This is a genomic window from Streptococcus sp. HMSC071H03, from assembly GCF_001813035.1.
GTDB lineage: Bacteria > Bacillota > Bacilli > Lactobacillales > Streptococcaceae > Streptococcus > Streptococcus anginosus.
Genome location: NZ_KV811142.1, coordinates 1 through 12,143 on the forward strand (window position 1 = coordinate 1; position 12,143 = coordinate 12,143).

Consider the following 12,143-nt stretch of genomic DNA (forward strand, 5'->3'; position numbering starts at 1 on the left):
GTGACTATCGTCGTTTTGCGATGTTCTTCCGTATTGTAATCGGTATTAATAGAAGCATTAGAAGTATCTTCAACACTCTCTTTAATCGTTTCGCCAGCTTGATTTCTATAATTTACGATAACATTTCCAGTCACTTCAACGTAAGAATTATATACATTGGTTATTCCTAATTTAACTGTACCTGTTATATTATCAGATGACGATACATATTTATAAACTTTACCATTGAATGTTATTCGGTCTTCATGCGTTCCTGTATAACTTTCACCTATAAGTGTGCCTTTAGGTTTGACAGTTTGTGTTTCTGTCAACTTAGTAGTTGTACCTTGAATATAATTGTCAAGTAATACAGTTCCTGCTTTATTATAGCTAAAGAATTTATAACTTAAATTAGGCTTAGTTAAAACGAAAGGTGAAGGCAATTTACTTGTAATTGCTAACCAGTACCCGCTATCAAACTCTGAATCCCTACGCATGGTAAACGAGATAACATCGCCATTATCTATTACACCAGCGATACTAGTCTTATAAAAATCCGGATGGTTATATCTATCTGGGATATTTTGTGTCGGACTACTTGCAGCTAAACGATTATCAGATTGTTTTTCAACATACGAACCAGTTATTTTTACTGGTTTGAAGTTATAGTCTGCTATCCCCTCTTCATGCTTCTTTCCATCAGCACGTATCGTTTTTGACAAACTTGTCAGTGCCAATATAGCTGGAGTTGCTTGCTTAAATTGGATGATATTATCATTCTCGTCATAAAAACGAATTTTTACACCATATTTAGAAGGAGCAGTTAAGTTATAAAAAGTATAAATCCCCTTAGTTGGATCTTTCTCAGCAAAACCGATTATTCCTATCCCATTATTTAAATTTGTTACTTCATAAACAACTTTAGCAATTTTTGTACCATTATAGCTAGAATTTTGTAGATTTGTGTAAGTAGCTGTTATAGTTTGACCTTTGTTAATTTTGGGAATCACAAAATTCCCTGATGCAGAAGTTTTGTATGCAGCTATTGGATTATTAGCAAATGTCCTACCACTACCTATATATTCTTCATATGAGTACGCTCTAGGCGCATCTTGCTGACCAAATTCAGTTGTACCTGTAATTGATAGGTGAGCATTTGGTTCGTTTTCAAATTTCAGTCCTTGAGTTACAACTTCACTAAGATAACCTGGTTTTTGAGTATTACTCTGTGCAGTTGCATAGTCGTTTTTATATTTATCAACTGCCTCCTTTATTTTTTGGGCCTGCTCTTTCTCACGAGTGACAGCCTCAGCTTCTAAAGTTGCAACCTCTTCTTTAATATTCGCAGTTCCAATATTTTCTGTCGTCTCTTGCTTTGCTTCAATCCCATTATTCTTGGCTTCTGTTACAGCGTCTTTTAATTCTTGATTTTCAACTGTTACATTTGGATTTTGATTTTCTGTCTGTGCAGTAGATAGCATTGCTTGAGAAGCGGCTGCAGTAGGTGCTGTTGCAGCTGCTCTACTAGTTGAATTCATAGTAGTAGCTGAATCAGCCTTTGTAGTTGTCAGAGTAGTATTATCTTCTTGTCTAGCCATTTGTGATTGTACAACAAGACTTGTATCTGACGCTTCAGCTATAGGTATAGGTGCTGTTGTTTTAGGACTTTCAATATCATCAGCCGCCACACTCTTGTGTAAACTAAACATTGCGATTATTCCAAATATAATAACACCAACAGTCCCGTAAATTTTATTTTTACGAATTGAGCCATGACCTTGAAGTTCATTATTTTTTCTAAACATGCTAGTATCCTTTTTATAAATTATTTATCTTATCTATTCCTGAAGGTATAACTATATATGGAAATAGAAGAATTTCATTACTAATTACAACTATATTATTACTTGTAATCACGTTAAAGATGTCATTATACATTATACTTTGATAATTGGAATAATTCAACTAATATGATACTAAAATACATGAAAAACACATGTAAAATGTACTTAAAATAAAGATAGCTGCAAAATTGTTCACAGCTATCTTATAATGAGATGAAGATTGTTCGTTTTATCTACATTTCTTTTGTTGTTTTCAAATTATCATTTCCAAAAGAAAGACCCGTACCATGAGGTAGGGACTTTCAATTCTTATTTCGCAATTGGGTAAACAGAAACTTGTTTTTTATCGCGACCTTTGCGTTCAAAGCGTACAACGCCTTCAACTTTTGCAAACAAAGTGTCATCTCCACCACGTCCAACGTTGATACCTGGATAAATGTGAGTACCGCGTTGACGATAAAGAATTGATCCACCAGTTACAGTTTGTCCGTCAGCCGCTTTAGCTCCAAGACGTTTTGCTTGTGAATCGCGTCCGTTAGATGTAGAACCTCCACCTTTTTTATGGGCGAAAAGTTGCAGATTAGCAAGATTCATTTTCAACATAATGTTTTTCCTCCGTGTTAGTTTTCTGTGATAACTCTTGTTTGGACGAACTCAGATGAGTCCTCCGATAAGTTTGCCATACCTAAGAAGAATGATTCAAAGAAAAGTTGAGTCATTTCTCTTTGGTGAGGTGGAATATCCGTAGGAATCTCTACTCGTAAAAATCCACCTTCTTCTTCGTTTAATTCTAAGATTGGTTCATAGCCTGCGAATTTTTCAATCGAATTGATGAAATTTATGGCAAGCGTAGAAACCGACGCACACACGACATCAAAGCCGTATTCGCCACTTTCGGCGTGTCCAGTAATTTCTGCACTCCTCAGCTCACCATCCTCGGCTCGTTCAAAGACTGCTTGTATCATGTGCTCTCCTTAAAAATTAAGCGTTGATTGCATTGATGACAACCTTAGTATATGGTTGACGGTGACCTTGTTTACGATGGCTACCTTTTTTAGGTTTGTACTTGTAAGTAACGACTTTCTTTTGTTTTCCCTGTTTTTCAACAGTTCCAACAACAGTAGCTCCAGAAACAAGTGGGGTTCCGACAACAGTGTTCTCACCACCAACAAGAACAACTTCGTCAAATGTTACATCTTGACCAGCTTCAACGTCCAATTTTTCAACGTAAACTGCTTGACCAACTTCAACTTTAACTTGTTTGCCGCCAGTTTTAATGATTGCGTATGTGCTCATTATGCACCTCCTATGAATTTTACGGGTTTCCCCTAATTTTGTGAAGACTCGCCTAGCATCGTGGGACGAACCACTTATGACGATGTTCGAGCGGTTGCACAGGCTGTGCATAGTCAACTCTATAAGTATAGCATTTCTGATAGCCTTTGGCAAGTATTTTTTATCAAAAGACTAACTCAGTAGCTTTTAGTAATTTTTAATAATTTCCCAGAATAACTTTCAATCTCAAAATCCGTTCTTATTACAACAATCCCTCAATCATTTCATCCACCTCGTCTGTTTCTGCTTCTGGTGTAATTTCAGTAATGATGATACCAGCAACAGCACGTTCCACTAAAGCATCCACATCCATACGTGCTTCGTATTGCTCTGCATTTTTTATCTTTGGATTGGTTTTCGGACGATCTGGGGCAAAAATGGTACAGCAATCTTCAAAGGGCTGAATTGAGATATTAAAGGTATCAATCTTTTCAGCAATGTCAATGATTTCCAGCTTATCCATGGTCACAACTGGGCGAATAATTGGAGTGTTAGTGACAGCATTGATTGCTTGCATGCTTTCTAGCGTTTGGCTGGCAACTTGACCAAGGCTTTCTCCGTTGATGATAACGAGCCCACTACGTTCTTCACGAATGCGATCTGTAATGCGCATCATAAAGCGTCGAGTTAGGGTCATCAGATAAGCTTCTGGTGCTTTCGCTTTAATTTCTTCTTGAATTTCTGTAAATGGCACTTCAATAAATTGAATATTGCCACCAAATTTGGTTAATTTGCGCGTCAAATCTTGCGCCTTTTTGAGAGCACCGGGACTTGTATAAGGGGGGCTAGCAAAATGCACCGCTTCAATATCCACCCCGCGTTTTAGAGCTAGATAGCCTGCAACGGGTGAATCAATCCCACCTGACAACATCAGCATGCCTTTTCCAGATGTTCCGACAGGAAGACCGCCTGCTCCACGAATCGTTTCATAGGACAGATAGGCTGCTTCTTCGCGGATTTCTACTTGCAGTGTAATATCTGGCGTTTTCATCTTGACTTGAATATGTGGAATCGCATCAAAGACTGCATTTCCCAAGGTCTGGTTCAATTCACGACTATCCAATTCAAAATTGTGGTCACTGCGTTTGCTGGCAATCTTGAAAGTCATCCCCTCTTTATAAATTTCTTTCATAATTGTCTGCACCGCTTCAACCAAAGCAGGAACTGATTTTTCAATCTTATAAGACGGAGAGAAATTTTGAATCCCAAAAATTTGTTTAAGCGATTCTGCAACAGGTTGATAGTCCGTTCCGTGAAGATAGACATGTGCACGATCTCGGTCTGCTTTCACATGCACATCTGGGTAAACAGAGAGGACTGCTTGCATATTGCGTTTCAATTTGTTAATAAAACGCATGCGATTTTTTCCTTTGGTTGAAAGCTCGCCGTAACGAACCATAATTTCTGAATATTGCATTGTTTACCTTACTTTTCTAGTTTTTTCATAAATGAGTTTAAACGTTGTTAGGAATTGCTCAATCTGACTCATGTCATTATCGGCATCCAGACTAATTCGCACAGCCGTTTGAGCTAGGGATTTTTCAACACCCATAGCTATTAATGTTCCAGCTGGTTTGCCAGCTTTAGAGGAACAAGCACTCGTAGTAGATATATAAATGTCATACTCTTCAAAAGCATGAACCACTACTTCACCTCGTACGCCTTTAATTCCAAAAGTCAGGATATGGGGCGCAAACTCATCTATTCCTGAAAAAATCGTCACATTAGGGTATTTCGCTAGCTCTTCTAGGATAATCTCTTTCATTTTTGCGGTTCGTGTGGTGAAAGTTTCCAAATTTTCCATAGATATGCGCAAGGCTTTTGCGGTTGCTGCAATACCCGCCAAATTTTCAGTCGTAGAACGCTTGTCTGATTCTTGACCGCCACCATTCAACAGCGGACTGATTTTCTTACCAGACTTGATATAGACAAAACCAACACCCCGTAAGCCATGAAATTTATGACTGGAAAATGTTGCAAAGTCTACGCGATCAGTTAAATAATTTTCCGTTGGAATCTTGGCCATGGCTTGAACCGCATCCACATGAAAAGAAATAGTTGGCTTGTCCGCTAAAAGTTCTGAAATAGCTGCAATTGGTTGAACAGAGCCGATTTCATTGTTGACCGCCATAACTGAAATTAAAGTCGTATCCGATCGGATAAGGGTAGCTAATTTTTCAACATCTACAAAACCTTTTTTATCAACAGACGCAAAATCCACTTCAAAACCTTGCTGCGTCAGCCAGAGAGCGGATTCTTTCACTGCTGGATGCTCAATAGCAGACACAATGATATGCTTGCCATAACGCGCTTTTTCAAAAGCCACACCCTTGATAACCCAATTATCGCCTTCCGTCCCTCCAGACGTAAAGAAAATCTCTTGAGAGGATTTACCGAGAAGCTCCGCAATTTGCCTGCGAGATGCATCTAACAAGCGGGTCGCCTGATTGCCCAAACTGTGGAGACTAGAAGGATTTCCCCAAATTTTAGAAGCAACTTCTGTATAGGTAGCCAAAGCCTCTGGGTAAGGCTTGGTTGTTGCTGAATTGTCTAAATAAATCATCTTAAACCTCTCCATTTCAATACTCCTATTGTAACACGAAAAAGAAATGGGGACAACAGCAAAACTTGAAATGAAAAGGCCCTCCAAGTTTTGGCTTGGAGAGCCGTAAAGGTTAATCATAAAATTCATGCAAGAGAGCAGATAGTTCCTGTTGTTGTTCGATGAGACTTTGCCCGATTGTCGTTGATTTTATCAAAGTTCGCTCACGGACATGCTCAATCACTTTCTTCAAGGATGAGAGATCCACAGCCTTCTCAATCATTTTTTGCACATTTTGAAAAGGTTGGTGTGTGACAATTTGAAAACCATATGAATTATTGAGCAAGGAATAACCAGCAATACCCGTTTTCTTTTGGTAGGCTTCACACAACCCACCGTCAATGACAAATAGCATGCCTTCTCCTCGGATTGGAGATTCGCCTTTCAATGTTTTTACAGGTGTATGCCCATTTACAATCCTAGAATCTTCAGAAAAGAGCCCGAATTCTTCCAAAATCAACTTGCAAATCTTAGCAGAATTCCGATAGGAGAAATAGGGATTTTCCTTTTCAACGTGCGTTTCCTTATCCTCAATAAAATAACGTTCTAGGGTGGTCATCTTGTCCTTGCCAAACAAGGGAGATAGTTTTCCATTCCAACAGTACCAGATAAGATCCGTTGAGAAATCGTTCTGAATCTCTGGATTTTTAGAACTTTCTCGAATGTGGTATTCAAAAAAGTCGAGCAATTCTTTACCAGCATAGCGAATTTCATTGATCTGCAAAGGTTGAAAATCTCCAGACTCTTCCAAAGGAATGCAACCATGAAAAAGGAGATGACTGTTATAAATTTTATACATGGAGCCCTTGTTCATCAAAAAAGAAATGTGGTTCTTGAGCTGAATAGAATGCTGGAATGAATCCAGCAAAGTAGCAACCACTTCTTCTTCCTCATCTGTCAGCTGATCTGGCTGTTGAGGATTGATTGTTTGAAAGCAAGTATTAGCTAAAAAATGCTTCTTTTCTTCAACTAGAATACTCTCTTCCCAGTAATCAATCTTATCAAGAGTAAGATGTTGAGCCATATCAAACTCCGGTCGCCTTTTAATCAGTTGATTTTCCAATTTAAACTGAATGATTGCTAGTGCTTGGTGAACCTTTTCCAGCTGGAGGATTTCTTTAGGAGAATAGCTATCGCTTCTTTTTCCTAATTTTGGTTTGAACTTTGCATTTTCAGAATAAGTCTTTTCGGCAAAAAGAACGAGCGGTCTTAGATTGAGACCATAAGCTCTCTCAATATCGTAAAGATAGCCATATCTAGCAGCTATTCGCAAGAGAATAAGCAAGCATTCTTTTGATCCGAAGAAAGCCCCCATCCAGATAATATCGTGATTGCCCCACTGAATATCAACAGAATGATAAGCCATGATTTCATTCATTACTTTATCTGCGGCTGCCCCTCGGTCAAAAATATCGCCGACTATATGAAGATGATCAATGATTAACTGCCGAATTACTTTTGCTAATGCCGAAATAAACTGACTTGCCTCACCTAGATCAATCAAATAGTTCTGAATCGTTTCAAAATAAATATTACTATCCGGCAGATTGCGATCTGTATAGAGCAATTCTTCAATCACATAAGCATATTGTGGCGGCAAGGCTTTCCTTACTTTAGAGCGTGTGTATTTGGCTGCTACAAAAGCTAGCAAAGTCAACAAGTTTTGAATAATTTCTCCATACCATCTTTTATCTTTCAAAGGATAAAGAAAACCATCGCTCAAAACTTCCTGAGGGTAAGCAATCAGCAAGGTCAGCTTGTCTTTTTCCTCTTTTGATAATTTCTCTCCAAAGCAGTCATTGATTTTTTCGTTCAGGTTTCCTGCACAGGTTCTCAAGATATAGTCAAAAGCCTCAAACTCACCATGAATATCGCTAAGATACAATTCTGTTCCTTTTGGCAAATTTAAAATAGCTTCCAGATTGATTAACTCTGTGATGACCTTTTGCTTAGAATCAAACTCTTTTAATAGAATTCGTTTGTATTGCTCCATTCGTTCACCTCATTTCAATACAATACTATATTTAATACTTATTTGAAGACAGAGATTTCAAATGTTCTTCAATAATGCAAGCCGTTTCTTCAATAGATTTATCTGTCATATTGATAACATGTGCTTGATATTTTTGAAATACTTTTTTAGAATAGTCCAATTCTTCATAAATTTTTTCAATATCTGTATAGCTTGTAGTTTGTGTCAAACCAAGCGCATCCAAGCGATTACTTCTCACTTTTGCTAATTTATCTGGGTCACACACCAAGCCAATCATTCTTCTTCTATCTACTTTATCCAAGATTTGCGGTAGCGGAACTTCAGGAATCAGGGGAAGATTGGATACTTTGTAGCCTTTATTGGCTAAATAGATGCTAAGCGGAGTCTTGGAAGTCCGAGAAACCCCTAAGATCACAAGGTCTGACTCCAAAAATCCTTGCGGATTCTTGCCGTCGTCATATTTAACAGCAAATTCAATAGCAGAGATTTTATTGAAATATTCCGTGTCTAAACGGTGCAAGACTCCCGGAACTTCAATCGGTTGAGTACCTGTTTTTTCCTTGATAATCTCAAAAAACGGATTCATCAAATCCAAATAAGATAAATGATTGACCCTGCTAAATTCTCTAGCTGTTGCAGCTAAATGGCTATCTACCAACGTGCTGATAACAACTGCGTCATCTTTGATAGCATCCTGCAAAATATCCAACAATTCAGATTCTTTATTGATAAAAGGAAACCGATAGCTATTATTAAAAATCAAATCTGGGTATTGAGCCATAACGGCTGACAGTAATTTTTGGGATGTTCCTCCCAAAGAATCAGAAATAGCGTAAATGGTAATCTCTTGTTTCATGAAAACTCCTTTTTTATCTATTCACTTCTGCATTTCTAGCTTCTTGGATAATAAAGTCCAACAAAGCTGACTTCGTAATTGTTCCGATAATATGACCTTCATTTTGCTCCTCCACAACAGGCAATGAATCAATGGCGAAGTCCTGCAAAAGTGCAGCTGCTTCAAGAATATTCAAATCCTTATGGCAAGTCTTAATATGTGGCATTCTGGTCATGCAAACGGCTACCGGGGTCACATCAATATTGGCATTGAGGGCAGCCCTTAACAAATCCTTTCGTGATAAAATGCCTAGCAGCTGCTTCTTTTCATCTATCACATAGAGAACATCTGAATCATACATAAATAAAGTAATAATGGCATCTTGAATAAACGAATTGTGCGTCACCAATACTGGTGAGGTCATGACATCTTCAACTTTCTTCTGAAAAGTATCAAAGAAAAAGAGCGTTTCCAAATCCGAACCAGCATAAGTGTAGCCAACTTTCGGACTTGCTTTTAAAATCCCCACTAAGGTTAGAAAGGATAAATCTGAGCGCAAAGTTGCCCTAGACACATCTAGCAGTTCTGAGATTTTTTCACCGCTAACCGGTTGATCTTTCTTTACAATTTCAACGATCTCTTTTTGTCGTTTTGTTAATTTCAACTTTTACTCCTTTTCCAATATCAATTTCAAATCATTATTATGTGTCATATTATAACAAATAAAACTCGTTTGTCAACGATTTATGATTGGTTTTTTCAGTTGACAAACATATATGACGTATATTACAATGTATTTGTCTTTTATTATGACACACATTTAATAAATTGGAGGCAAAAATGGATAAATGGATTTATTCTTTTGAAGAAGGACGCGCTGAAGACAAGGCGCTACTAGGTGGTAAGGGTGCCAATTTGGCAGAAATGACCCATTTGGGACTACCTGTACCTGAGGGATTTACGATTACAACTCAAAGTTGTCTGCGTTATTTAGAAACTCCTTCCTTTTTTGAATCTATTTTAAAAGAGGAAATTTTGAAAGCGATTACTAAACTAGAAACCAAAACGAATAAATTTTTCATGGGGAACGAACCCTCACTACTACTGGTTTCTGTCCGTAGCGGAGCTAAAATTTCCATGCCTGGTATGATGGACACGATTCTCAATCTTGGGCTAAATGACTTGCGTGTTCAGACTTTAGCAGATGCGACAAATGCCAATTTCGCTTACAATTGTTATCGGCGTTTATTGCAGATGTTTGCAGATGTCGTCTACGGCATTCCCAAAGAAGAATTTGACCAATGCTTAGAAAAGACCGAAAAACAATTGAATAAAACAATCAATGACTTTTCAAGAGAAGAGCACCAATCACTTATTCAACAATATAAAGAAGTCTATCAGGAACACTATCAAAATTTCCCACAAAGCCCTAAAGAGCAACTTTACGCTGCTATCAAAGCGGTATTCAAATCATGGAACAACCCACGCGCTAAAGTTTACCGCGAATTGAACCACATTCCACATGATTTAGGTACGGCCGTCAATGTTCAGAGTATGGTGTTTGGCAATAGCGATCAAAAAAGTGGCACAGGCGTTGTTTTCACCAGAAATCCTGCTACTGGTGAACCTCATCTGTTTGGGGAATTTCTCCTCAATGCCCAAGGAGAAGATGTCGTAGCTGGTATTCGGACTCCAGAACCGATTGACTCTCTTAAACGAATCTTACCACAGGCCTATGAAGATTTTTGCAACTACGCCAAGATTCTTGAAAAACACTACAAAGATATGCAGGATATTGAATTTACCATTGAAAAAGAAAAGCTTTATATTCTGCAAACGCGAAACGGAAAACGGACGGCTAAAGCAAGCTTAAAAATTGCTTTGGATTTAGTAGATGAAAAAATGATTTCAAAGCAAGAAGCTCTCCTACGAGTCAGTCCTTCTACCATTGACCAACTGATTCACCCTGTTTTTGAAGAAAAAGCTTTAACATCAGCTCATCACTTAACTCAGGGACTTCCTGCTAGTCCAGGTGCCGCAACAGGAGAAATTGTCTTTACTGCCGAGCGCGCCAAAGAATTTCATGCACTTGGAAAGAAAGTGATTTTGGTTCGCCAAGAAACTTCTCCCGAAGACATTGAAGGAATGGTAGTTAGTCAAGCAATCGTGACCAGTCACGGTGGCATGACTTCTCATGCAGCTGTTGTAGCTCGTGGCATGGGCACTTGTTGTGTCGCAGGATGCGGAGAATTATCTATCAATGAAGACGGAAAAACACTTGTATGCGGTAAGGTAACCTTAAAAGAGGGAGACATCCTTTCTGTAGACGGCACTTCCGGCAAACTCTACATTGGAAGCATTCCAACCACTATGATTGATAATAATGACGAATTACAGATGTTCCTTTCTTGGGCAGATGAAATTGCACAGCTAACCGTTCGAGCGAATGCTGAAACCATTCAAGATTTGAAAACAGCTATTCAATTTGGTGCCAAGGGAATTGGTCTGGCTCGTACAGAGCACATGTTCTTTGGTGAGGAACGGATTTTAGAAATGCGCAGATTGATTTTATCAACGAATGAAATCGAAACTAAGTCTGCTTTAATGACACTTTGGCTTTCCAAGAAGAAGATTTCTATCAGATGTATCAAACCATTCAAGATAAACCGATGATTGTCCGTTTACTAGATCCGCCTATGCACGAATTTTTGCCAAAAACACAACAGGAAATTGAGCAATTAGCCGGGAAATTGCAAGTACCTCTTGATACACTAACGCGGAAAATCACTTCTCTACAAGAAACGAACCCAATGCTAGGACATCGTGGTTGCCGCTTGGGAATTACACAGCCTGAAATTTATAAAATGCAGGTAGAAGCCATTTTTAATAGCGCTATAAGACTAGCAAAAGAAGGTATGGTCATTAAACCAGAAATCATGATTCCTTTAATCGCAGAAAAGGCGGAGTTGGTTTCAATCAAAACATCTCTTTGTCAGCATATTGATAACATTTTCAAAAAACATCACATGCAGCCATTCCCTTATGAAATCGGTACAATGATTGAACTGCCACGCGCTTGTTTTATCGCAGATCAATTAGCCGAGGAAGCAGACTTCTTTAGTTTTGGTACCAATGATTTGACGCAAATGACCTATGGTTTTTCTCGTGATGATATTGGAAAATTTATCCAGCATTACAAAGAGGGAGAAATCATGTCATTTGATCCATTCCAAACCATTGACCGAGCTGGAGTGGGCGAGCTCATGAAAATAGCTATTTCTAAAGCTCGTCAAGTGAAGCCAGAACTTCCAATTGGCATTTGCGGTGAAGTCGGAGGAGATCCAGCTTCTATTCCTTTCTTCCAAGAGATTGGCATTACTTATGTTTCTTGCTCACCTTATCGCGTTCCTGCTGCACGATTAGCTGTTGCGCAAGCACATCTTTCCTAGTTCCTTCCTTATAAGTGAATCAGCTCTTTCTATCTGCTAACAGGACAGACAAGGATGGAGCTGATTTTTTGTAAAAGGTAATTTTTCAATCAATTTTCAATCGCTT

General features: G+C 38.5%; 9 protein-coding genes, 1 pseudogene and 1 other annotated feature. Of the genes and pseudogenes, 1 reads left to right on the top strand and 9 read right to left on the bottom strand.

The window, feature by feature from the left end:
• The 9 genes from HMPREF2887_RS00370 to HMPREF2887_RS00410 all read right to left on the bottom strand — a co-directional run.
• Positions 1–1,784, bottom strand: a 1,784-nt coding sequence (locus HMPREF2887_RS00370; protein ID WP_084740311.1) for a GbpC/Spa domain-containing protein, incomplete at its 3' end; no start/stop codon positions are given.
• A 348-nt stretch (positions 1,785–2,132) separates the two neighbouring features.
• Positions 2,133–2,426 carry a 50S ribosomal protein L27 gene (gene rpmA / locus HMPREF2887_RS00375; protein ID WP_003024983.1) on the bottom strand — a complete coding sequence of 98 codons (294 nt, stop codon included), beginning with the start codon at positions 2,424–2,426 and terminating at the stop codon, positions 2,133–2,135.
• 17 nt (positions 2,427–2,443) lie between these two features.
• On the bottom strand, positions 2,444–2,788 hold the full coding sequence (locus HMPREF2887_RS00380) for a ribosomal-processing cysteine protease Prp (protein ID WP_003027497.1): 345 nt from the start codon (positions 2,786–2,788) through the stop codon (positions 2,444–2,446).
• Between the two features lie 16 nt (positions 2,789–2,804).
• A complete protein-coding gene (rplU, locus tag HMPREF2887_RS00385; protein ID WP_003024987.1) occupies positions 2,805–3,119 on the bottom strand; it encodes a 50S ribosomal protein L21 in 315 nt (104 codons plus the stop codon).
• 34 nt (positions 3,120–3,153) lie between these two features.
• Positions 3,154–3,225: a sequence feature (ribosomal protein L21 leader region), on the bottom strand.
• Positions 3,226–3,360: 135 nt separating this feature from the next.
• On the bottom strand, positions 3,361–4,575 hold the full coding sequence (gene thiI / locus HMPREF2887_RS00390) for a tRNA uracil 4-sulfurtransferase ThiI (RefSeq protein WP_003027500.1): 1,215 nt from the start codon (positions 4,573–4,575) through the stop codon (positions 3,361–3,363).
• 3 nt (positions 4,576–4,578) lie between these two features.
• Positions 4,579–5,721 carry a cysteine desulfurase family protein gene (locus tag HMPREF2887_RS00395; protein ID WP_021001574.1) on the bottom strand — a complete coding sequence of 381 codons (1,143 nt, stop codon included), beginning with the start codon at positions 5,719–5,721 and terminating at the stop codon, positions 4,579–4,581.
• Positions 5,722–5,833: 112 nt separating this feature from the next.
• Entirely contained in the window at positions 5,834–7,753 is a 1,920-nt protein-coding gene (locus tag HMPREF2887_RS00400) for a fructose-bisphosphatase class III (RefSeq protein ID WP_003027503.1), read from the bottom strand.
• 31 nt (positions 7,754–7,784) lie between these two features.
• Positions 7,785–8,609: a pyruvate, water dikinase regulatory protein gene (locus HMPREF2887_RS00405; RefSeq protein WP_021001573.1), complete on the bottom strand. Its 825-nt coding sequence runs from the start codon at positions 8,607–8,609 to the stop codon at positions 7,785–7,787.
• Positions 8,610–8,622: 13 nt separating this feature from the next.
• Positions 8,623–9,252 (bottom strand): CBS domain-containing protein, encoded by a 630-nt coding sequence (locus HMPREF2887_RS00410; protein WP_057489624.1) that lies wholly within the window; start codon positions 9,250–9,252, stop codon positions 8,623–8,625.
• Between the two features lie 176 nt (positions 9,253–9,428).
• On the opposite strand from HMPREF2887_RS00410, the pseudogene ppdK reads away from it, so the two are divergent.
• A pseudogene (ppdK, locus tag HMPREF2887_RS00415) lies at positions 9,429–12,037 on the top strand (pyruvate, phosphate dikinase).
• Positions 12,038–12,143: the final 106 nt, after the last annotated feature.

Coding starts and splice junctions, on each gene's coding strand:
- HMPREF2887_RS00395 (WP_021001574.1), bottom strand. CDS start 5,721: ATGATTTATTTAGACAATTCAGCAACAACCAAGCCTTACCCAGAGGCT.
- HMPREF2887_RS00400 (WP_003027503.1), bottom strand. CDS start 7,753: ATGGAGCAATACAAACGAATTCTATTAAAAGAGTTTGATTCTAAGCAA.
- HMPREF2887_RS00405 (WP_021001573.1), bottom strand. CDS start 8,609: ATGAAACAAGAGATTACCATTTACGCTATTTCTGATTCTTTGGGAGGA.
- thiI (WP_003027500.1), bottom strand. CDS start 4,575: ATGCAATATTCAGAAATTATGGTTCGTTACGGCGAGCTTTCAACCAAA.
- rplU (WP_003024987.1), bottom strand. CDS start 3,119: ATGAGCACATACGCAATCATTAAAACTGGCGGCAAACAAGTTAAAGTT.
- HMPREF2887_RS00380 (WP_003027497.1), bottom strand. CDS start 2,788: ATGATACAAGCAGTCTTTGAACGAGCCGAGGATGGTGAGCTGAGGAGT.
- rpmA (WP_003024983.1), bottom strand. CDS start 2,426: ATGTTGAAAATGAATCTTGCTAATCTGCAACTTTTCGCCCATAAAAAA.